We start from the raw sequence: 21,382 nt of genomic DNA, 5'->3' as shown, positions 1-21,382 counted from the left end.
GTTTATACGATAGAAACGGTCAATTGGAGCGCTAACGCTATCACTTGCGCGAAAAGTCGACGAATGTCGCGACGACTTGCTCGATTTGCCCACGGCTGACATCCATGTGCGTGACCATGCGCAGACGCGCGGCCGCACTGAGCCTGATCCCGCGCTCGGCGGCAAAGGCCTTGAGCGCTTCGGCCTGGTCGCCCATCTGCACATATACCATATTGGTCTGCACCGGCTCGACCTCGAAGCCCGCCGCACGCAGGCCTTCGGCCAGCACTTGCGCGTTGGCATGGTCATCGGCCAGGCGCTGAACGTTGTGATCCAGCGCATACAGGCCGGCCGCCGCGAGGATACCGGCCTGACGCATGCCGCCACCGACCATCTTGCGCAGGCGCCGCGCCTTGCCGATCAGCTCGACCGAGCCGCACAGCACCGAACCGACCGGTGCACCCAGGCCTTTGGACAGGCACACCGAGACCGAATCGAAATACCGGGTGATTTCCCGGGCATCCACACCCAGCTTCACTGCCGCGTTGTACAGGCGTGCGCCGTCCAGGTGCAGCTGCAAACCCTGCTCGCGGGTAAAGCTGCGCGCCCGGGCCAGGTATTCCAGCGGCAGGACCTTGCCCTGCATGGTGTTTTCCAGCGCCAGCAAGCGGGTGCGGGCGAAGTGGAAGTCGTCCGGTTTGATCGCCGCCGCGACCTGTGCCAGGTCCAGCGAGCCATCGGCCTGCACTTCCAGCGGCTGCGGCTGGATCGAGCCGAGCACCGCTGCGCCGCCACCTTCGTACTTATAGGTGTGGGCCTGCTGGCCGACGATGTACTCGTCACCGCGCTCGCAGTGGGCCATCAACCCCAGCAGATTGCTCATGGTCCCGGTCGGCACGAACAGCGCCGCGGCAAACCCCAGGCGCTTGGCCAGTTCGGCCTCCAGCTGATTGACCGTCGGATCTTCGCCATACACGTCGTCGCCGGTGGCGGCTTTGGCCATCGCGTCCAGCATGCCGGCGCAAGGTTGGGTGACGGTGTCGCTGCGAAGATCGATAACGCTCATGAATCTGGCCTCGGTAAGCAGGGGAAATCCCTTTCAGGAAAGAATTACTGCGGGCATGGCTACGATTAATCAACCCTTGCGTAGGAAAAGGCCGATTAAAACAACGGAAAAGTCGATGACAATCATCCAAAAGGGGTCATGCGCATATCGGAAATATGTGATAAAAACGCTGCGCCGCCAAACATTCCGGCGGCAAAAAACGTTCTCAGGGCGGGGTGCAACTCCCCACCGGCGGTAATTGCGCGCAATGCGCATAGCCCGCGAGCGCTTGATGGCAGCACGGCTTCGGCGGTGCCTGACAGCAAGGTCAGCAGACCCGGTGTGATCCCGGGGCCGACGGTCATAGTCCGGATGAAGAGAGAACGGGATTGACATTTAGAGGGCCGACCGCCGGCATTCGTGCGAGCGGGCGTACCCTCAGATCCCCTTCGATTCATAACGCCCTGTTTTTCACACAAACAGGAGTCAGAACATGCAACCCACCGCAATTGACAGCAAAAGCAAACACCATCACGGCGAGCGCGTCGCGTTCATCCAGGCCTGCTGGCACAAGGAAATCGTCGATCAGAGCCGTAAAGGTTTCCTCGCCGAAATGATTGCCCAGGGTTATCAGGAGTCCGACATCGACTTCTTCGAAGTCGGCGGCGCCTTCGAAATGCCCCTGCACGCCAAGTTGCTGGCCAAGACCGGTCGTTATGCCGGCATCGTCGCGGCCGCCCTGGTGGTGGACGGCGGGATCTACCGTCACGAGTTCGTCGCCCAATCGGTGGTCAGCGGCCTGATGCAGGTTCAACTGGAAACCGAAGTGCCGGTGTTCTCGGTGTCCCTGACCCCGCACCACTTCCATGCCGGCGAAGAGCACCAGAAGTTCTTCTTCGAGCATTTCGTGCATAAAGGCCAGGAAGCGGCGAAGACCTGTGCGGATACGCTGATGAAAATCCGTGCGCTGCGCCGCACTGAACCGCGCGCGGTAGCCATCTAAATACAAAACCTTGTAGGAGCGAGCCTGCTCGCGATGAACCCGAGAGCGCCGCGGGGAGCCAGGCTTCCCGCGTAATCGTTGACGACCATCGCGAGCAGGCTCGCTCCTACAGAGGTTAGAGGCTGGCCTCAGGCGAGGTTTTCGTCGGTGGTCGGCACGACCAGGATGCCGGCACGCAAACCATTCTTCACCCTGGGGTTCGGGAAGATGATCCGGGCGCCCTCCTCCTCGATGATCCAGCGGGTGTTGGCGATGTCTTCCGCCAGCAGGTAACCCACTTCCAGCTCCGAGAAGTTCTCGACGTCCACCGGCAGGTTGAGGCGAAAGCTGTCGCTGTGCTTGATGATTTCCCGCGCCACGCTGTACAGCTGCAAACCGTCCAGTGCCGCTTCAGTCAGTTCCGGCTCGGTGCCTTCAATGATCTGCTTGAGGCGCGCCTCCAGCAGCGACACGTTGACCCCGGCGTTCTGCCCGAACGGCCGCGCCTTGCCCAATTCCAGGGTGAAGGCCTCGGCACCGAGCTTGTCGTAGGTGTAGGCGCTGAACACGATGGACGGCTTGTTCTGCAACAACACCGCTTCCATGCCGGCGGCACGCAGGCGCGCCAGTTCCTGGCGCGAATGCTGGCGGTCTTCTTTCCACGGGTACAGGGCGAACTGCTCGATTTTCGAGCCGCGAATCGCCGTATGCAGGTCGTAGTGCAAGCGCTGACGGTCCGGCAGGCTGAAAAAACTGGCCGCCAAACGCTCCAGCTCACAGGCGCGCAAGGCTTCGGAGCCGCTGCTTTGTTCGTGACGGCCGTTGAACAGCCGATTGACGTCCTGCTCGACAAAGCGCTCGCCTTTGCGAATCGCTTCGGGGTTGCCGAACAGGAACAGAATACGTGCTCGCGGCTTCAGGTCGCCGCGGGCAATGTCGTGCAACAGGCGATCGAGCAACTCGATCGGCGCTGTTTCGTTGCCGTGGATCCCCGCCGACAGCAGCAGGTCCAGGCCATTGTCACGCGCTTCAGGTGGCCGGACTTCCAGCGCACCTTCGCTCAACCAGCGCATGCGCACGCCTTCGACAGTCAGTTGAGTCTTCTCCGCCGGTTCGCGGCCGGCGAGGGTCAGTTCAAGCAGTTTGCCGAGGGCGAGCATAGAGCGGTTTCCTTAGTGATCGTGGTTGCAGTCCGGGCCGTGAACGTGGTCCTCATCGTCGGTGAGGTCAGCCGGTTCCATCTCCAGTTGCAGACTTACCAGATTAGTCGCCAATGGGCGCAGCAGCAGGTTGGCGTATTCGGCATCGCCTTCTTCGACGTCCACGCCGATCAGCAACTGGCCACGGCCGTCCTGCTGGATCCACAGCTCTTTGCCTTGCCACAGGACCGCGACGCGGGTGCAGGACGTCTCCAGTTGCGTGCCGTCGGTGTCTTCAAGGATCAGCTGCAGGGTATCGCTCATGTCTTTACGCTCTCGTTTGAGATGAAGCGACGCGCTGCCATCCGGGGCAGCGCGTCGTCGATCAATTGATCTGGAATGGATAAACCGCGCCCAGTTTAAGGATTTGCGTCAGTTCATCCAGTGCCGTCCGGCACTCAAGCAACAATTGCGGGTCCGCCAGATCGTTTTCGGTCATGCGGTCGCGGTAGTGCTTCTCGACCCATTCGGTCAGAGTGCCGTACAACGGTGCCGTCATGATAACCCCTGGGTTGACGGCCGCCAGCTCGGTTTCGTTGAGTGCGACGCGCAACCGCAGGCAAGCCGGGCCTCCGCCGTTCTGCATGCTCTGCTTGAGATCGAAGACTTTCACTTCGCGGATCAGCCCGCCGGAGCTGGTCAAACCCTGCAAGTATTGCCAGACACGCTCGTTGCCACGGCATTCTTCCGGCACGATCAACAGCATGGAGCCGTCAGGACGCGACAGCAGTTGGCTATTGAACAGGTAGGAACGAACCGCGTCTTCCACACTGACTGCGGAACGCGGTACGCAGACTGACTGAAATTTCCCACCGACCTTGGCGAGTTTGCTCTGCAGCTCGGCCAGCATCTTCTCGGTCTCGAGGAACGCGTCCTCGTGATAGAACAGCACTTCGCCGTTGCCGACCGCGATCACGTCGTTGTGGAACACGCCCTGATCGATCACCGAAGGGTTCTGCTGGGCGTAGACCACGCCGTCATCGCTCAAGCCGTGCAGACGGGCAACCGCCTGGGACGCTTCGAGGGTCTGGCGCGCCGGGTACTTCTGCGGAGCCGGGTAGCGGGTGTCGAACGCGCTGCGGCCGAACACGAAGAACTCGACACCGGCTTCGCCGTATTCACGGCAGAAACGCGTGTGGTTGGCCGCACCTTCGTCACCGAACTGTGCCACGGCCGGCAAAGCGGCATGGTGGGCGAAGTGTTTCTGGTCAGCGAACATCGCACCCAGCACACGGCTGGTGGTCGGGTGTTCGATGCTGCGGTGATATTTGCAGTTGAGGTTGGCAGCGGTGAAATGCACGCGGCCGTCAGCGGTGTCAGCGCTCGGGCTGACCGTGGCGGCGTTGGCCACCCACATGCTCGAGGCCGAGCAACTGGCTACCAGCAGCGGCATCGCGTCTTTGGCAGCGCGCTCGATCACTTGAGCGTCGGTGCCGCCAAAGCCCAGGCGACGCAGTGCGGCCACATCCGGGCGCTCCTGCGGTGCCAGCACGCCTTGCTGGAAACCCATTTCCATCAGCGCTTTCATCTTCGCCAGGCCCTGCAGCGCAGCTTCCTTGGGGTTGGAAGACTGCTGGCTGTTGCTCTGGGACGCGACGTTGCCGTAGGACAGGCCGCCGTAGTTATGGGTCGGCCCCACTAGACCGTCAAAATTGACTTCATAGGATTTCATCAGCGAGGCTCCACGAGAATCTGTTGTTATAGGCATCGAGTAACAATTGATTTAGACCGAGGCGCGGCCTTCGCGGGCAAGCCCGCTCCCACAGGTTCAGCAGTGTTCACAAATTTTGTGTTCGACGCAGTCCTTGTGGGAGCGGGCTTGCCCGCGAATGGGCGCTACGCCATTTTCACGCCTGGCGTCAGAGCCGCAGGCAACACCAGGCTCGGCGTTTCCAGCGAGGCCACCGGGTACGCGCAGTAATCCGCAGCGTAGTAGGCGCTGGCGCGATGGTTGCCCGAGGCGCCGACGCCGCCGAATGGCGCGCTGCTCGCGGCACCGGTCAGTTGCTTGTTCCAGTTGACGATACCGGCACGGCTTTCCAGCCAGAATTGCTGGTAACGCGCTTCGGAGTCCGACAGCAGACCGGCAGCCAAGCCGTACGCGGTGTCGTTGGCTTCAGCGATCGCCGCTTCAAAATCAGCGTAGCGGATCACTTGCAGCAACGGGCCGAACAGCTCTTCGTCAGGACGATCGGCAACGGCGGTCACGTCCAGGATGCCAGGGGTCAGCAAGGCCGACTGAGCCTGAGGCTGGGTCATTTCCAGCAATGCCACGGCGCCATTGGCCAGCAAGTGTTGCTGGGCATCCATCAGCGCTTTTGCCGCACCGAGGGAAACCACCGAGCCCATGAATGGCGCCGGCTGTTGATCGAAGGCACCGACTTCAATTGTCGCGCTGACGGCCACCAGGCGCGCCAGCAGCGAGTCGCCCCAGGCACCCTGCGGCACCAGCAAGCGGCGGGCACAGGTGCAACGTTGGCCGGCGGAGATGAAGGCCGACTGAATGATGGTGTACACGGCGGCATCGAGGTCGGCGACCTGATCGACCACCAGTGGGTTGTTACCGCCCATCTCCAGCGCGAGGATCTTGTCCGGACGACCGGCGAATTGCTGGTGCAGGTGATTGCCGGTGCGGCTGGAACCGGTGAAGAACAGCCCGTCGATGCCCGGGTTCGCCGCCAGGGCGATACCGGTTTCGCGAGCGCCTTGCAGCAGGTTCAACACGCCCGCCGGCAGACCGGCCTCGATCCAGCACTTGACCGTCAGCTCAGCCACTTTCGGTGTCAGCTCGCTTGGCTTGAACAGCACGCTGTTACCGGCCAGCAGTGCCGGCACGATGTGGCCGTTCGGCAAGTGGCCCGGGAAGTTGTAAGGACCAAACACCGCGACTACACCGTGAGGCTTGTGGCGCAGCACAGCGGTGGCGTCGCCCAGCGGGCCGCTCTTCTCGCCGGTACGTTCGCGGTAGCTCTGCACCGAGATGGCGATCTTGTTGACCATGCTGGTGACTTCGGTCGCCGCTTCCCACAGGGGTTTGCCGGTTTCTTCGCCGATGGTGCGGGCCAGTTCGTCCGCATGATTCTTCAGCGCAGCAGCAAAGGCCTCCAGCACTGAGATACGCTCTTCCAGGGTACGCCGCGCCCAGCCCGGGAACGCCTGACGCGCCGCCTGCACAGCCGACTCGACCTGAGTGGCGGTGGCACCGACGCCGGACCACAGCACCTGCTGGGTCACCGGGTTCAGCGATTCGAAGGCTTCGCCCTGACCGGTCAGCCATTCACCTGCAATGTAAAGCGACTTCATTATTTCGACTCCCGAGCTGCGGACAACGCCACGGCGCGCACTTGATCGCCAGCGTTGAGTTGAAGACGTTTGGCGGTCTGCTGATCGACCACCAGGGTGCCGGCGGCCAGACGAGCCGGTGCAGCAGTGATGCGGCAGTCTTCGCGCTTGCGGTTGTGGATGATGAATGGCGTGGCGTCGTCACCCGGCGTGCCGACGGCCAGCACCAGCGCCTGGCTGTCGCGTACCGCACGGATCTTGCCGGTTTCGCATTCGATGGCCGGGCCTGCGTCGAAGATGTCGACGTAGCCCTGGTAGCTGAAACCTTCGCTCTTGAGCATGGCCAGCGCCGGCTCGGTGTCCGGGTGAACCTGACCGATCACGTTGCGCGCATCCGGCGACAGGAAGCAGGTGTACAGCGGGAATTTCGGCATCAGTTCGGCGATGAACGCCTTGTTGCCCACGCCGGTCAGGTAATCGGCCTGGCTGAATTCCATCTTGAAGAAATGACGCCCCAGGCTTTCCCAGAATGGCGAACGCCCGGCTTCGTCGGAAACACCGCGCATTTCGGCGATGATCTTGTTGCCGAACAGTTGCGGGAATTCGGCGATGAACAGCATCCGCGCCTTGGACAGCATGCGACCGTTGAGGCCGCTGCGGTAATCGGCGTGCAGGAACAGCGAGCACAGCTCGGAGTTGCCGGTCAGGTCGTTGGCCAGGAACAGCGTCGGGATTTCGCGATAGATGTTCAGCTCTTGGGAAGCGCTGACCGTCAGACCGACCCGGAAGTTGTACCAGGGCTCTCGCAGGCCGACGGCGCCGGCAATGGCGGAAATGCCCACCACGCGACCGTCGTCGTCTTCGAGCACGAACAGGTAGTCCGCATCGCCCCGCCCGGCTTCGCCGCGAAAGGTCTTCTCGGCCCAGCCGACCCGATGGGCCAGACGTTCTTCGTTGGCCGGCAAGGTGGTCAGGCCGGTGCCGGTGCTGCGGGCCAGGTCGATCAGAGCGGGTAAATCGCTGCTGCGTACGGGACGAACGATCATGCTATCTCCTCAAACGGGCCGCTTGCGCCACCCGTGAAACTCGCTGCTTTACTTAGCATTCACTCTTTATAGGCATAGCAGCAGGTGTTAAACCGCCACCAGGCGCACGCTGGCACCTTCACCGACGCCCAGGGCTTCGGCCGCTTCCAGGTCCAGGGTCACCGGTTTACCCGGCGCGTAGTCAAGCTCGAGCATGACTGCGCGGTAGTCCTGCAACTGGGCGTTAGCCACCAGGTACTGGCGACCGACACCTTTGACCGGCTCGCCGATCTTCACCGGCACTACGCGGCTCTGGGCGATCGAACGGATCCCCGAGACGCGGGCATGCAGGGTCGGGCCGCCGTCGAAAATGTCGATGTAGTGATCGGTCTCGAAGCCTTCGCGCATCAGGATGTCGAAGGTGATCTGCGCCCGCGGGTGCACCTGGCCCATCGCTTCTTGCGCGGAGTCCGGCAGCAGGGGCACGTAGATCGGGTAATGCGGCATCAGTTCGGCGAGGAACGTACGGCTCTTCAGGCCGCACAAACGCTCGGCTTCAGCGTAGTTGAGGTCGAAAAAGTTGCGCCCGATGGCATCCCAGAATGGCGAGTCGCCGTTTTCATCGCTGTAACCGACGATCTCGGTCACCACGGAATCGGCAAAACGCTCCGGATGGCTGGCCACGAACAGCAAGCGGCCACGGGAGTTGAGCTCCGACCACGGCGAACCCACCAGATCGCGCTGCACGTAGAAACTGGTCAGCAAGCTGTTGCCGGTCAGGTCGTGGCACTGGGAGAGCACGTGGATCTTGTTGTGAATCTTCAGCTCGCGCGAAGCGTGCACGAAGGTTTCGTTGCGAAAGCTGTAGAACGGCTCGGAGTAACCGGCCGACGCCACGATGGCCGAGCAACCGACCAGCTTGCCGGTGGCACTGTCTTCGAGGACGAAGAAATAGCTTTCCTCACCGTTGAAGCTCACTTCGGCGGCGAACGAGGCTTCGCTTGCCGCGATCTTGTCGCTCAGGCGCTCAACGTCATCCGGCAAGGAAGTGACACCAATCGGACTGTCCGCAGCCAGACGCTGTACCTCGCCCAGATCAGCCATTTGCGCGGGGCGCATCACCAGCATGGTGTCACTCCTTAATCTCAGAACTTACAGAAGAAAAATCCCGGGCCTACACAGAGATCAGTGTGGGAGCGGGCTTGCTCGCGAAAGCGGTGGGTCAGACAGTAAAAATGTTGACTGATACACCGCTTTCGCGAGCAAGCCCGCTCCCACATTTGATCGTGCCCGGCATCAAAATTGGGTTCGACGCCTGAACGGTCAGGCGTCGAAGGGTCTATCAGGCTTGCGTCAGTTTTGCCGCGGCACGTTCGAAGCGGTCCAGGCCAGCATCGATATCGGCGTCTTCCACCACCAGGCTTGGCGCGAAACGCACCACGTCCGGGCCGGCTTGCAGGACCATCAAGCCTTCTTTTTCAGCGGCGTTGAAGATGTCCTTGGCCTTGCCTTTCCACGCATCGCTCAACACGCAGCCGATCAACAGGCCCATGCCACGGACCTTGGTGAACAGGCCGTATTTTTCGCCGATCTGCTCAAGGCGCGCCTTGAACTTGTCGTGCTTGGCCTTGACGCCGGCCAGCACCTCAGGGGTGTTGATCACGTCGATCACGGCTTCCGCGACCGCACACGCCAGCGGGTTGCCGCCGTAGGTGGTGCCGTGGGTGCCGACGACCAGGTGCTTGGCCAGGTCTTCGGTGGTCAGCATGGCGGCGATCGGGAAACCACCGCCCAGGCTCTTGGCGCTGGTCAGGATGTCCGGAGTCACGCCGTAATGCTGGTAGGCGAACAGGTGACCAGTGCGGCCCATGCCGGTTTGCACTTCGTCGAAGATCAGCAATGCGTTGTGCGCGGTGCACAGTTCGCGGGCACCTTGCAGGTATTCGAGTTCAGCCGGGATGACACCGCTTTCGCCCTGGATCGGCTCCAGCACCACAGCGCAAGTCTTGTCGGAAATGGCGGCTTTCAGCGCGGCCAGATCGTTGTACGGCACATGGGTGATGCCGGTGATCTTCGGACCGAAGCCATCGGAGTACTTCGACTGGCCACCGACGTTCACGGTGAACAGGGTACGGCCGTGGAAGCTGTTGAGCGCGGCGATGATCTCGTACTTCTCGCTGCCGAAACGGTCGAAACCGACACGACGGGCCAGCTTGAAGGCGGCCTCGTTGGCTTCGGCGCCGGAGTTGCAGAAGAAGGCGCGGTCGGCAAAGGTGGCGTCGACCAGCTTGTGCGCCAGGCGCAGGGCCGGCTCATTGGTGAACACGTTGGACACGTGCCACAGCTTGTTCGCCTGCTCGGTCAAGGCACCGACCAGCGCCGGATGTGCGTGGCCCAATACGTTAACGGCAATCCCGCCGGCGAAGTCGATCAGCTCGCGACCGGACTGGTCCCAGACGCGGGAACCGGCGCCACGCACAGGAATGAATGCGGCAGGCGCATAGTTGGGAACCATTACCTGATCGAAATCGGCGCGTTGTACCGCAGCGTGCTCAACGGACATCGGAGTCTCCTGAAGAGAAAACACTCGCCTGAAACTGGCGAGCTTGGTGAGGATTGTAAGGACAGTTTTCAGCCCGGCCTTGCCGCCAAGCGACAACTTCTTATAGCGCAAACCCCGGATTTTCCCGGGTTTACGGCAATGCGACATATAGGGTCGCAAAGGCGCAGTTTAACTGGCGACGGACGTTTGCGGCAGGTCACTGTGTTGTAACCCATGCCGTTTCCATGAATGCGGTAGATATGTACCGCGCGTCGTCTTCGATTACGGGTTTTCCTGACGGTCTATCAACCGCGATGGTGGACCTATCCCCATGAATACCGAAAATCCCGACATCCCTGAGACTTTCAGGCCCGACGCGCATTACCAGCATCTGATGAACGTCATTCCACCCTGGCTTCGCCAAACCACGCCAAAACGGCGTGAAGCGCTGCGCAACATCAAACCGGTGTTGCCCACCCCCATCAGGGATGCACCTAAAGATCAGCACGCCGAACTCGGTCGACTCATTACCCGGCAGACGACAAGCCAGAACCGGGTCGATCAGGCCCTGGCGAATCTGCTGAACCCCGCAGCCTTCGCCGAACCCATGCTCAAGGGCGCACTCAAGACACGTTTCGGCCTGGAAGTGGACGTCAGTAAAATCTTTCTGCGCCTTTATATTCCCGCGCACATCCCCTGGCTGCGCCTGAAGTCCGGAGCCGCGCGCACCTGGACCGTGTCGTTGCTGGACGCTGCGCTGCACAACTTCGAAAGCGCCGAAACCGAAGCTGACGCCTTTGAACCCGCCTCGACTTACATCACTGCGCCCTCTTCCACCGGGCAATTCAGCACCCTGCCACAGATTCTGGCGAAGATGCCCATCACGGCGTTCACCCAACTATGCCGCGAACTCGACATTGGCGAGCGCTATAAAAAGTACCTGGAAGACAACCTTGGCATCAGCAACCCGGTCGCTGCGGCGATCCTGCAACCGAAAATTCGCGAAAGCCAAAAAACCGCACTGACCGCTGCCCTGCAGATGGCGCAGATGCAAAACCTGCTGACCGGCGACGTTCATCAGCCGCTCCTTCGCCTGCTCTCCGATGGCCACGACCAATCCTGGCAATGCCATGAACTGACGATCATGAATGCCCGCCTGACCGGCATCGTGCTGTTCGCCCCGGAACTTGAGCGCGCCCGCGAAGCGGTCCGGGTAGTGGTCTACATTCCTGACGACCCGGAACATCCCATCAAGCAATACCCCTCATCGGCGGCATTCGCCAAGGAACTGAGCCAGCGCCTGCGGGGGCCCGACTATCAACAGTTTTTCAGTCGTTTTATCAATCATGAAGACCGCGGTTACTTCTTCGCCGAGCTGAACAACCGCCTCGACCCCATCACCTGGCAACCGGTCCCACCCGGCGATCCACGGCCGACCTGGAGAGAAACCCCCAACCAGCGTCCCGACCTGCAAATGGCAGCAACGCCGATCAGAGGCGACCTGTGGGTTCATCTCTATCAACGCAAACTCGACAAGATCCTCAATGACGCGCGCGTGATTGCAGTGTCGACGGCCACGGTCGACCGCAAGGCCCGATGGGCGTTATGGGACTCCTTCACGGAAATCGCCTCGGCGCTGCTGAACATCGCAGCCTTCATTGCGTTGCCGTTCGTCCCGTTCCTTGGCGAGCTGATGCTGGCTTACACGGCCTATCAGCTGCTGGATGACACCTTCGAAGCTGTTGTCGACTGGGCAGAAGGCCTGACCAACGAAGCCTTCGAGCATTTCATGGGAATGGTTGAATCTGCTGTGCAGCTGGGCACTTTCGCGGCAGGCGGCATGATCGCCGTCAGCGAATTTCGCGCGGTCCTGCCCCGGGAGGTCGTGCAATTCATTGACCGCTTCAACGCCGTGAAACGCCCCAATGGCGAAACCCGCTACTGGAAGCCCGACCTGACGCCTTACGAACAAACCGTCGCGATCCCCAACGACGCGAAACCCGACTCGATGGGACTGCACATCCATCAAGGCAAAACCCTGCTGCCCCTGGACAACAGCCGTTACGCCGTGACCGAAGATCCGTGGACCGGGCGCCATCGCATCCAGCATCCCACGCGTCCCGAAGCTTACCAACCCGACCTCAGGCACAACGGAAAAGGGGCCTGGCACACCGAACTCGAGCAGCCACTGACCTGGGACCAGGCCACCCTGCTGCGACGTATCGGTCCGGACATGCAGCGTTTTTCCGAGCGCGAACGCGAGCGCATCCTCAGCATCAGCGGCTGTCACGAAAACGCCTTGCGCAAGATGCATGTCGACGCCGAACAGGTACCGCCGCTGCTGGCCGATACCCTCAAACGCTTCATGATTGATCAGGACTTGCAGATCTTCATTGATCAAATCGGCAGCGATCGTGCGGACGATTACCTGAAGGCTGATCCGCTGATGCAACTGGAACTGCTCTGCGACTACGGTAACTGGCCAGCGGACAAGGGGCTGCGACTGGTCGACGCAACAGGAGAAACCCTCTGGGAGCGCGGCATGGGCAACCAGGTCGTGGTGCAGATCAACCTGGCGCAACTGGACGATGGCGACCTGATCAACACCCTGTTGCAACACCTCGACAACACCGACGCACGCTCAGTGCGCCGCTACCTGACAACGCTTGCCGCCGACAAACGGGAAACCCTCTTCAGCCAGCGCTACCGCAAAATCGAACAAGGTGCGCTCCCCTTGGTGCAGCGCATTATCGACAGCGAGCCCGGTTTGCCAACCAGCCTCGCCGAAGCACTGCTCGACAGCGCCAGTGCCGCTGAACGCGAGCAACTGGAGCGCGGAGCATTGTCCAAACGCCTCACGGAACTGGCACAGGAGGCCGGCCTGCAAGTGCGCGTCACTCGCGCTTATGAAGGGCTCGACCTGTACTCGACGCGCAACCATCTCGATACCGATCGCCTGGCGTTACACACGCTGGAACGCTTGCCTGGCTGGTCGGGACAACTGCGCTTGGAAATCCGCCAATACACCCACAATGGACCGCTTATCGACAGCATTGGCGAGCTGGATTCGCACGTGCGCAAGGTGCTGGTGCTGACCGATGAAGGGGGTTATCAGGCCTACGACGACGCCGGTGAACAACTCAGTGGCACCGACTCCCTCTATTCCAGCCTGTTACAGGCACTGCCCGACAGCGAGCGAATCGCCCTGAACATCAACATCGGTGAGGGCGAAAGGCTCAAGCAGCTGATTCGCACCCACGCTCTCACTCGTGAAACATTGCGTGCGCTTCTGGCGCAACGGCCCAATCTCAAGCCTGCCTACAATCCGGCGGTGATGCGTTTGCTGGGCGGGGGCGATGGTTATCACCGGATGCCGGTCAATACCCCTTCATTACAAAACCACATCTATCGGCTGTTTCCCCATCTGAGCCCAGAGGAACTGCAAGCCTTTGCCGCACGATTGCAAGGCAATCCCGGCGGACCGCGCGCAGAACTCCAGCGCCTGTTTAACCAACACGCGCAATTGTTTGAGCAATTGAGCGCCTGGCGCGATGAGATCCCGCTGCATGTTCCGGGTACGCAAACCCGCTTGAGCATCGAGCAGCTCGCCAGTCAACGGCTTGCGCGTCGGCAAATGACAGCCAGTTTGCTCGACGGCTGGCGGCGTCAGGCCACCTACGACAGCGCCCATGGCGTACCGGCCTCCTTTGAGTTTTCCCAGCCGGTTGTTGGCGAGCTGCCAAAGCTGAGCGTCGATTTCCCTCAGGTGCGCAGCGTGGCGCTTGAAGGTCATCGTGCCACCCGTGGTGTGAATGATTTTTTGAAGGGGTTTTCCAGTCTCAACCGCCTGGCGCTACGCAACTTCGAACTGGGGCAGTTGCCGGACGCCATTGCCCAATGGCCCCAACTCGACGCACTCATCCTCAGCGACTGCGCCGTGACCCTCACAGAACAGAGTCGCGCCACCCTGTCTGGCCTGAATCAATTGACTGCGCTCGACCTGTATAAAAACCCGCTCGGTGAGTGCCCTTCCCTGGCAAACATGCCGAAGCTGAACTACGTCGATCTTTCCGGTACCGGAATTACCCGCATTCCCGACGGCCTGGTGAATCACCCGAGCATTCGAACCGCCATTTTGAATGACAACCAGATCACCGAATTGCCCACCACCCTCTTCGACCTGCCCGGCAACATCACCGAGGGATTTGATTTTGGCAACAACCCTCTGTCCCCGAGCACCCGGGAACACATCAAGCGTCACTACCAGCGAACCGAAATGGATTTTGGAGTCCATGCCGATCAGGTCGATATCGATCGCGTCAAAGCCCTCTACCCAAGTCTGGATAATGAAGAGGCCAGCGACTTCGTCTATCGCTTACCCGGCACCCTCGCAGAGGGTCGAGCCGACCTGACCCGTCGCGAGCTCGAACTCACCCGACTCGGTACCGAGCTGAGCCGGTGGACGGCCGATGTGCCCGGCACCCATTCCGTTACTGGCGCCCCGCTGACGGCCGACGAGCTGTTTGCCGAGCACGTCAAAAGAGACGAATTCAAAAAAAACCTGGAACGTTGCTGGCGCCAGATTCCCATCGAAAACATTGCCGTGGGTGAGTACGGATTCGTCTCACACCTGGCAATCATGGGTGACCTGCCGACGCTGTCAGCCGACTTCAGTCATGTGCCCGAAATGTACCTGACGACCACCCATGGCATTGCACCAGGACTTGGCCGGTTCCTGGACAGTTTTGCCAACCTGGACACCCTGACCATACGGGGATACCAACTGGGCAACCTTCCAGAAGCCATCTTCAGAATGGGCAGGTTATCGGTGCTGAGCTTGTCGGAGTGTGGCATTACGCTGACTCCGGAAACCGTAGAGGCCCTGGCGGGCATGGAGCACCTTGACCACTTGAGTCTGCGGGACAATCCACTCGGTCCAAGCCCTGACCTTAGCCATATGACAGAAATATCCTCACTGGACTTGAGCCACACGGGCATCACTGAAATACCCAAGGGAGTGCTGAGCATCACGACCTGGACCGACGTCGACCTGAGCTTCAACGCCATTACCGAGATGCCGCCCGAACTCATGGAGGTCGACCCAGGTGTCGGAGAAAGCTTTGAATTCAGCGGCAACCCGTTCAATGCGCAAAGCTTGCAACGCATCGCTGCGTACTTTCGCGCAACCGATAATGATCTGGGTATCGACGAGATAGCCGACATGCCGGTGCCAGAGGATGGGGCGCCCGACACCGACATTGAGGACTGAGTACTGGCTACCCGCGTTCCGGTGGCACCGATGACAATTCGAACGGGCTGCTGCTGCGCCGCTGGTTGCGATCTTCCCGCGGCGTGGCACCGAAGAAGTTGCGATAGGCGCTGGAGAAGTGCGGCCCCGAGGAGAAGCCACAGGACAGGCCGATCTGGATGATCGACTTGCTGGTTTGCATCAACATCTGCCGGGCCTTGTTCAGACGCAGCTCCAGGTAGTACTGGCTCGGCACACGGTTGAGGTATTGCTTGAAGATCCGCTCCAGCTGCCGACGGGACACGCACACGTGCTGGGCGATTTCGTCGGTGGTTAGCGGCTCTTCGATGTTGGCTTCCATGAGCAACACGGCTTGCGTCAGCTTCGGATGGCTGGAGCCGAGACGGTTCTGCAACGGGATACGCTGGCGCTCGCCGCCCTCGCGGATGCGCTCGACCACCAGTTCTTCGGAGACCGCACCCGCCAGCTCTGCACCATGGTCGCGGGCCAACACGGCCAGCAACAGGTCGAGCACCGACATGCCGCCGCACGCAGTCAGGCGATCGCGATCCCAGTCGAACAGGTGGCTGGTGGCGATGACCTTGGGGAAACGTTCGGCGAAATCGTCCTGCCAGCGCCAATGCACGGCCGCGCGATAACCGTCGAGCAAACCGAGTTGCGCCAAGGGGTACACTCCGGCCGACAGACCGCCGATCACACAACCGGAGCGCACCAGCTGTTTGAGCGCACTGCTGAGCGCCGGCGCCAGTGCGGTCGGCGGCTCGTCAGCGAGCAGGAACAATTTCTGGAAGTTTTCCAGCTTGCCGGTCCACGCCTCACCCGGCAATTGCCAGGCGCTGTCGGCCGCGGCGTCTGTAATGGCTTCGGCCTGCAGGAACGACAATTCGTAAACCACGTCCGGATGCACACGCTGGGCAACACGCAAGGCCTCCTCAGCCAGCGCAAGCGTCAGTGCTTTAGTGCTGGGCCAAATCAGGAAACCAATTCGATGGGCAGTCATGGTGGGCAATCCGAAGCGAAGAACAGAGATGAAGGCATGGGCCAATGCTAGCCCGTAAATGAACGCAAATCTCGAAACCAACCGAGATCAAACACAGGAGCCGCCTGCCACCCCACCCTGTAGGAGCTGCCGAAGGCTGCGATCTTTTGATCCTGGTTTTTCAAGATCAAAAGATCGCAGCCTTCGGCAGCTCCTACACAGGGGATCGGGGCCGGCCTCTAAACGGCGAAGCATGCACTATTCAGGTGCACAACGGCAGTCCTGATTACTTCAAGCTGCCGGACAGGAACTGCTGCAGACGCTCCGATTGCGGGTTCACCAGCACTTCGCGCGGGTTGCCGCTTTCTTCGACCACACCTTTGTGCAGGAACACCAGCTGGTTCGACACTTCACGGGCGAAGCCCATTTCGTGCGTCACCACGACCATGGTCCGGCCTTCCTGGGCCAGGGCCTGCATGACTTTCAACACGTCGCCCACCAACTCCGGGTCGAGGGCCGAGGTCGGTTCGTCGAACAGCATCACCTCAGGTTCCATCGCCAGTGCACGGGCAATCGCCACGCGCTGCTGCTCGCCGCCGGACATGTGGCCCGGGTAAGCATCTTTGCGATGGGCCACGCCGACCTTGTTCAGGTAGTGCTCGGCTTTTTCCCGGGCTTCTGCCTTGGACACGCCGAGCACGTGCACCGGCGCTTCCATGATGTTTTCCAGCGCGGTCATGTGCGACCACAGGTTGAAATGCTGGAACACCATCGACAGGCGCGAACGCATGCGTTGCAGCTGTTTCGGGTCGGCGGCTTTCAACGCGCCGTCCTTGTTCGCCACCAGCTTCAACTCTTCGTTGTTGAGCAGGATCTTGCCCGCGTGCGGCTGCTCCAGCAGGTTGATGCAGCGCAGGAAGGTACTTTTGCCGGAGCCACTGGAGCCGATGATGCTGATCACATCGCCGGCTGCCGCTTTCAGGGACACGCCCTTGAGCACTTCGTGACTGCCATAGCGTTTATGCAGGTCTTGGACTTCAAGTTTGTACATGCGGTCGGTTCTCACAAAAACAGTCAGTCAGTCGTTGAGCAAGCGCCCGTGACGCAGCGCTTCGCGCCCCGCCACCTTGGCCAGCCAGAAACCGGGTTGGGCATAACGCAGCCGTTCAATGGCAAACAGCACCCCGGACGTACCAGCACACACCGTGCTGACCCGATCCGCCAACGGATCGATCACTTCAAAAATCTCATCGCCCGCTTCAACCCACTCACCGGGCTTACGCAGGAAACTCACCACACCGGGGGGTGGTGCCAACAACAATTCAGTGCCTTCGAACGGCATGCCCTCGCAAGGCTCTTGCGCAGCTTTTGGCCATTCACCGCCAATCAGGCCTTGCTCGGCGAGGAACGCCAGAATGCCTTCGGCATAAGCCTCTGCTTCGGCGCGCCCGGTGTCGGCCTGACCACCCAATTCAATGGTAGTCGCCAGGCAGGCCAGCGGAATTTGCGCCTGCGGGAACAGACGCGACAGGCGCAACCACGGCAACGAACAGGCCTCGTCGAACGAACTGCCGCCGGAATCTTCCGCCAGCAAACCGACCCGCACGTTCAGGTGCGCAGCCAGCGAACGCCACTGCGGCCAGTGCTGCGGCAAGGCGTACATGTGCAGCGCCGCTTCGGCGTCGCAATGCAGATCCAGCACCACATCGGCGGTACAGGCGTGGCTGAGCAGAACGCGCTGCATGCCCTGCAACTGGCTGCTCGCCTCTGGCAAAGCGGCCAGATGATCGACCATCGCCTGACGGATCAGGCGAATGTTGGCGTGCGGATCGTCACCCAGGCTTTCTGCCAAGGCAGCCGCCACAGGTGCGCTCAACTCGACGAAATCGCGGTTGAAGTTCTTGCCGCTGCCCGCCTCGAAACGCCCTTGATGATTGCCCTGAAGCAGTTGACCCAGACCCAGTGGATTAGCCACCGGCACCAGTTCGACCACACCGCTGAGCAAGCCCTGGGCTTCGAGTTCGGCCAGACGCTTTTTCAGCTCGAACGCCGTGCGCATGCCCGGCAGCTCATCGGCGTGCAGGCTGGCCTGGATATAGGCCTTGCGCTCGCCACTGCCGAAGCGGAACACCGAAATCCGGCGTTCGCTGCCCAGGTGGCTCCACGGCAAAGCATGATCGATGCGTTCCATATCAGTGCTTCCGCGGGGCCAGGTAGCCCAGCCAGCGGCGCTCGGCCATCTTGAACAGCTTCACCAGGATGAAGGTCAGGCACAGGTAGAACACGCCGGCGGTGATGTAGGCCTCGAACGGCAGGTAGAACTGGGCGTTGACCGTGCGCGCGGCACCGGTGATGTCGATCAGGGTCACGATGGACGCCAGACTGGTGGTCTGCAGCATCATGATCACTTCGTTGCTGTACTGCGGCAGCGCCCGGCGCAGGGCCGACGGCAGCAGGATGCGCTTGTACATCTTGAAGCGCGACATGCCCATGGCCTTGGCCGCTTCGATCTCGCCGTTCGGCGTGGCGCGCAGGCTGCCGGCGATGATCTCGGCGGTGTAGGCGCTGGTGTTGATCGCGAACGCCAGGCACGCACAGAAGGTTGCGCTGGACAGCCACGGCCAGAGGAAGCTCTCACGTACCGCTTCGAACTGCGCCAGCCCGTAGTAGATCAGAAACAGCTGCACCAGCATCGGCGTGCCGCGGATCACGTAGGTGTAGAGCCAGGCGGACATGTTGACCACCGAGTTCTTCGAGACGCGCATCAGGCCCAGCGGCAATGCGCACAGCAAGCCGAAGAACAGCGACAGCGCGAGCAGTTTGAGGGTGGTCACCAGGCCGCCGAAGTACAGCGGCAAGGCCTCCCAAATGACGTTGTAGTCGAAGATCATAGATCAGCCGCCCTTACGCCTACCGAGTAGCGCTTCTCAAGGTGACGCAATGCCAGCAACGACACACTGGTGATCACCAGGTACATCGCCGCCACTGCGAGGAAGAAGGTGAAAGGCTCGCGGGTGGCATCGGCCGCCTGCTTGGCCTTGAACATCATGTCCTGCAGGCCCACCACCGAAATCAGCGCGGTCGCCTTGGTCAGAACCAGCCAGTTGTTGGTGAAACCCGGAATCGCCAGGCGAATCATCTGTGGCACCAACACCCGGAAGAACACCTGCAAACTGCTCATGCCGTACGCCATGCCGGCTTCGGCCTGACCTTTGGGGATCGCCATGAACGCGCCACGGAAGGTTTCCGACAGGTATGCACCGAAGATGAAGCCCAGGGTGCCGATACCGGCGGCCAACGGATTCAGGTCGATGTACTCGTCAAAACCGAGCAGCGGTGCGACGCGGTTGAGCAGGTCCTGGCCGCCGTAGAAAATCAGCAGGATCAGCACCAGATCGGGAATACCGCGGATCACCGTGGAATACAGGTCGCCCAGCCAGGCCAGCCAGCGCACCGGCGACAGACGCAGTGCCACGCCGATCAGGCCCAGAACGATGGCCAGGGCCATGGACGACAAGGCGAGCTGAAGCGTCAGCCAAGCGCCATCGAGGATGACAGCCCCGTAGCCTTTCAACATGATTCAGGTCCTCGAAAGTTGGGATGAAAAAATGGCGCAAACCTCAGAGATCCTGCTGCTTGCGCCATTTCGGACTTGTCGCCGGGGCGTGTTACTTGCCGTAGATATCGAAGGCGAAGTACTTGTCCTGGATTTGCTTGTACTTGCCGTTCTCGCGAATGGCGGCGATGGCGGCGTTGAGCTTGTCCAGCTCAGCCTTGTCGCCCTTGCGCACCGCGATGCCTACGCCGTCGCCGAAGTATTTGACGTCGGTGAACGCAGGGCCGACGAAGGCGAAACCTTTACCGGCGTCGGTTTTCAGGAAACCGTCATCCAGAAGCGTAGCGTCTGCCACGGTGCCGTCGAGGCGGCCGGCGGCCACGTCGAGGTAAATTTCGTTCTGCGAACCGTAAGGCTTGATCTCGGCACCCAGCGGGGCCAGGACTTCGCGGGCGAAACGCTCGTGGATCGAACCACGCTGCACGCCGATGTTCTTGCCCTTGAGCTCGGTCAGGCCGTCGCTGACCTGGGTGCCGGCCTTCATGACCAGGCGAGCCGGGGTGTTGTAGTACTTGTTGGTGAAGTCCACGGACTTCTTGCGGTCTTCAGTGATCGACATGGACGACAGGATCGCGTCGATCTTGCGCACTTTCAGTGCCGGGATCAGGCCGTCGAACTCTTGCTCGACCCACACGCACTTGACCTTCATCTCTTCGCACAAGGCGTTGCCGATGTCGTAGTCGAAACCAACGATGCTGCCGTCCGGTGCTTTGGAAGCGAACGGAGGGTAAGCCGCTTCGATACCAATTTTCAGAGGCTTTTCATCGGCGAAGGATGGCAGCGACAGCACGGACAGTGCCAGGGCGCCAAGCAGCACGAGTTTCTTCATCTTGGGACTCCATCGGTAAAGGGCAAAAACGGCAGAGTGAGCAACAGCCCAATATGCGAATGAGTGGAACCGGAAAGCAGTGCTGCGTCCTACATTGCGTGTGCGAAATTTCAACACGAGCAACGACGAGCGAGTGATCGGCATTCTAACGACAGGCCCGAGGCCGATATTTCTTCAATGCGACAACTAATTACAGAAGCACCGAGAAAGTCGCTTTAGCGCGTTGACAGCCCTGCAAAATCATGCAAGAGCAAAAGACATGGAACCGATCTATATTGCAAATTGCGGGCCTATTATTGGCAAACCCTTCTAATCCGGCAAGCGCAGCGTTGCTTCTTATTTATGAAGGGTGGTTAACAGGCGCTGGCACGGCACTTTGCGTTTCCCATCGCCCCGTATCGGAGCGAGCGGTTACACATTCAGTAACCGGAAGGGTCGCAGGTAACAGTAGGAAAGTGCCTATATGAGAAGCCGATAATTATTGGTTGAAAATCAACATCAAAAGATCGCAGCCTTCGGCAGCTCCTACAGGGGATACGGTTCCATCCACCACCGTGTATCCCTGTAGGAGCTGCCGAAGGCTGCGATCTTTTGACTTTCACCCACAAAAAAGCCCCGCCAGGCGCAATGCCGGG

The 21,382-nt window shown here is 60.7% G+C and carries 16 protein-coding genes and 1 riboswitch; of the genes, 2 read left to right on the top strand and 14 right to left on the bottom strand.

All coding sequences use genetic code 11. From position 1 onward, the window contains the following. Nucleotides 1–40: 40 nt before the first annotated feature. The gene (gene ltaE, locus PMI26_RS25130) at nucleotides 41–1,045 is read right to left on the bottom strand and encodes a low-specificity L-threonine aldolase (RefSeq protein WP_007971036.1); all 1,005 of its coding nucleotides are present in this window, start codon (nucleotides 1,043–1,045) and stop codon (nucleotides 41–43) included. Nucleotides 1,046–1,242: 197 nt separating this feature from the next. Beyond that, nucleotides 1,243–1,413, top strand: a riboswitch (FMN riboswitch). A 104-nt stretch (nucleotides 1,414–1,517) separates the two neighbouring features. Between ltaE and PMI26_RS25135 the strand changes: the two genes are divergently transcribed. Further along, nucleotides 1,518–2,027 carry a 6,7-dimethyl-8-ribityllumazine synthase gene (locus tag PMI26_RS25135; protein WP_007971034.1) on the top strand — a complete coding sequence of 170 codons (510 nt, stop codon included), beginning with the start codon at nucleotides 1,518–1,520 and terminating at the stop codon, nucleotides 2,025–2,027. Between the two features lie 128 nt (nucleotides 2,028–2,155). Here the strand turns inward: PMI26_RS25135 and astE are convergent, their stop codons facing one another. The 7 genes from astE to PMI26_RS25170 all read right to left on the bottom strand — a co-directional run bounded on the left by astE (nucleotide 2,156) and on the right by PMI26_RS25170 (nucleotide 10,075). Then, a complete protein-coding gene (gene astE, locus PMI26_RS25140; RefSeq protein ID WP_007971031.1) occupies nucleotides 2,156–3,166 on the bottom strand; it encodes a succinylglutamate desuccinylase in 1,011 nt (336 codons plus the stop codon). 12 nt (nucleotides 3,167–3,178) lie between these two features. Then, nucleotides 3,179–3,469, bottom strand: a complete 291-nt coding sequence (locus tag PMI26_RS25145) for a hypothetical protein (RefSeq protein WP_007971029.1) — start codon at nucleotides 3,467–3,469, stop codon at nucleotides 3,179–3,181. Between the two features lie 61 nt (nucleotides 3,470–3,530). Then, nucleotides 3,531–4,877: an N-succinylarginine dihydrolase gene (gene astB, locus PMI26_RS25150; RefSeq protein WP_007971027.1), complete on the bottom strand. Its 1,347-nt coding sequence runs from the start codon at nucleotides 4,875–4,877 to the stop codon at nucleotides 3,531–3,533. Nucleotides 4,878–5,041: 164 nt separating this feature from the next. Continuing rightward, the gene (astD, locus tag PMI26_RS25155; RefSeq protein WP_162831813.1) at nucleotides 5,042–6,511 is read right to left on the bottom strand and encodes a succinylglutamate-semialdehyde dehydrogenase; all 1,470 of its coding nucleotides are present in this window, start codon (nucleotides 6,509–6,511) and stop codon (nucleotides 5,042–5,044) included. After that, complete coding sequence (gene astA / locus PMI26_RS25160) at nucleotides 6,508–7,533, bottom strand: arginine N-succinyltransferase (protein ID WP_007971025.1); 1,026 nt, start codon at nucleotides 7,531–7,533, stop codon at nucleotides 6,508–6,510. The genes astD and astA overlap by 4 nt, the downstream gene beginning before the upstream one ends. 87 nt (nucleotides 7,534–7,620) lie before the next feature. Next, nucleotides 7,621–8,640, bottom strand: coding sequence for an arginine/ornithine succinyltransferase subunit alpha (gene aruF / locus PMI26_RS25165; protein WP_007971023.1), 1,020 nt, complete (start codon nucleotides 8,638–8,640; stop codon nucleotides 7,621–7,623). A gap of 214 nt (nucleotides 8,641–8,854) precedes the next feature. Further along, nucleotides 8,855–10,075, bottom strand: a complete 1,221-nt coding sequence (locus tag PMI26_RS25170; RefSeq protein WP_007971021.1) for an aspartate aminotransferase family protein — start codon at nucleotides 10,073–10,075, stop codon at nucleotides 8,855–8,857. Nucleotides 10,076–10,385: 310 nt separating this feature from the next. On the opposite strand from PMI26_RS25170, the gene PMI26_RS25175 reads away from it, so the two are divergent. Then, nucleotides 10,386–15,323: a dermonecrotic toxin domain-containing protein gene (locus PMI26_RS25175; RefSeq protein ID WP_007971019.1), complete on the top strand. Its 4,938-nt coding sequence runs from the start codon at nucleotides 10,386–10,388 to the stop codon at nucleotides 15,321–15,323. A 7-nt stretch (nucleotides 15,324–15,330) separates the two neighbouring features. Here the strand turns inward: PMI26_RS25175 and argR are convergent, their stop codons facing one another. The 6 genes from argR to PMI26_RS25205 all read right to left on the bottom strand — a co-directional run bounded on the left by argR (nucleotide 15,331) and on the right by PMI26_RS25205 (nucleotide 20,747). Beyond that, nucleotides 15,331–16,323, bottom strand: a complete 993-nt coding sequence (gene argR, locus PMI26_RS25180; protein ID WP_007971017.1) for a transcriptional regulator ArgR — start codon at nucleotides 16,321–16,323, stop codon at nucleotides 15,331–15,333. A 265-nt stretch (nucleotides 16,324–16,588) separates the two neighbouring features. Beyond that, nucleotides 16,589–17,353, bottom strand: coding sequence for an ABC transporter ATP-binding protein (locus tag PMI26_RS25185; RefSeq protein ID WP_007971015.1), 765 nt, complete (start codon nucleotides 17,351–17,353; stop codon nucleotides 16,589–16,591). 27 nt (nucleotides 17,354–17,380) lie between these two features. Next, complete coding sequence (locus tag PMI26_RS25190) at nucleotides 17,381–18,493, bottom strand: M14 family metallopeptidase (RefSeq protein WP_007971011.1); 1,113 nt, start codon at nucleotides 18,491–18,493, stop codon at nucleotides 17,381–17,383. 1 nt (nucleotide 18,494) lies between these two features. Continuing rightward, nucleotides 18,495–19,193: an ABC transporter permease gene (locus tag PMI26_RS25195; protein WP_007971009.1), complete on the bottom strand. Its 699-nt coding sequence runs from the start codon at nucleotides 19,191–19,193 to the stop codon at nucleotides 18,495–18,497. Then, on the bottom strand, nucleotides 19,190–19,879 hold the full coding sequence (locus PMI26_RS25200) for an ABC transporter permease (protein WP_007971008.1): 690 nt from the start codon (nucleotides 19,877–19,879) through the stop codon (nucleotides 19,190–19,192). The genes PMI26_RS25195 and PMI26_RS25200 overlap by 4 nt, the downstream gene beginning before the upstream one ends. A gap of 91 nt (nucleotides 19,880–19,970) precedes the next feature. After that, nucleotides 19,971–20,747: an ABC transporter substrate-binding protein gene (locus tag PMI26_RS25205; RefSeq protein ID WP_007971007.1), complete on the bottom strand. Its 777-nt coding sequence runs from the start codon at nucleotides 20,745–20,747 to the stop codon at nucleotides 19,971–19,973. Nucleotides 20,748–21,382: the final 635 nt, after the last annotated feature.

The sequence above is a fragment of the Pseudomonas sp. GM33 genome (genome assembly GCF_000282295.1).
Classification (GTDB): domain Bacteria; phylum Pseudomonadota; class Gammaproteobacteria; order Pseudomonadales; family Pseudomonadaceae; genus Aquipseudomonas; species Aquipseudomonas laurylsulfatiphila.
The sequence above is the reverse complement of the archived record's forward strand: the minus strand, read 5'-3'. Positions and strand labels throughout refer to the sequence as shown.

Excerpts from the sequence above, each read along its gene's own strand:
- astA (WP_007971025.1), bottom strand. The coding sequence starts at position 7,533 with ATGATCGTTCGTCCCGTACGCAGCAGCGATTTACCCGCTCTGATCGAC.
- PMI26_RS25195 (WP_007971009.1), bottom strand. The coding sequence starts at position 19,193 with ATGATCTTCGACTACAACGTCATTTGGGAGGCCTTGCCGCTGTACTTC.
- argR (WP_007971017.1), bottom strand. The coding sequence starts at position 16,323 with ATGACTGCCCATCGAATTGGTTTCCTGATTTGGCCCAGCACTAAAGCA.
- ltaE (WP_007971036.1), bottom strand. The coding sequence starts at position 1,045 with ATGAGCGTTATCGATCTTCGCAGCGACACCGTCACCCAACCTTGCGCC.
- PMI26_RS25145 (WP_007971029.1), bottom strand. The coding sequence starts at position 3,469 with ATGAGCGATACCCTGCAGCTGATCCTTGAAGACACCGACGGCACGCAA.
- astB (WP_007971027.1), bottom strand. The coding sequence starts at position 4,877 with ATGAAATCCTATGAAGTCAATTTTGACGGTCTAGTGGGGCCGACCCAT.
- PMI26_RS25135 (WP_007971034.1), top strand. The coding sequence starts at position 1,518 with ATGCAACCCACCGCAATTGACAGCAAAAGCAAACACCATCACGGCGAG.
- PMI26_RS25190 (WP_007971011.1), bottom strand. The coding sequence starts at position 18,493 with ATGGAACGCATCGATCATGCTTTGCCGTGGAGCCACCTGGGCAGCGAA.
- PMI26_RS25205 (WP_007971007.1), bottom strand. The coding sequence starts at position 20,747 with ATGAAGAAACTCGTGCTGCTTGGCGCCCTGGCACTGTCCGTGCTGTCG.
- aruF (WP_007971023.1), bottom strand. The coding sequence starts at position 8,640 with ATGCTGGTGATGCGCCCCGCGCAAATGGCTGATCTGGGCGAGGTACAG.
- PMI26_RS25200 (WP_007971008.1), bottom strand. The coding sequence starts at position 19,879 with ATGTTGAAAGGCTACGGGGCTGTCATCCTCGATGGCGCTTGGCTGACG.
- PMI26_RS25170 (WP_007971021.1), bottom strand. The coding sequence starts at position 10,075 with ATGTCCGTTGAGCACGCTGCGGTACAACGCGCCGATTTCGATCAGGTA.
- astE (WP_007971031.1), bottom strand. The coding sequence starts at position 3,166 with ATGCTCGCCCTCGGCAAACTGCTTGAACTGACCCTCGCCGGCCGCGAA.
- PMI26_RS25175 (WP_007971019.1), top strand. The coding sequence starts at position 10,386 with ATGAATACCGAAAATCCCGACATCCCTGAGACTTTCAGGCCCGACGCG.
- PMI26_RS25185 (WP_007971015.1), bottom strand. The coding sequence starts at position 17,353 with ATGTACAAACTTGAAGTCCAAGACCTGCATAAACGCTATGGCAGTCAC.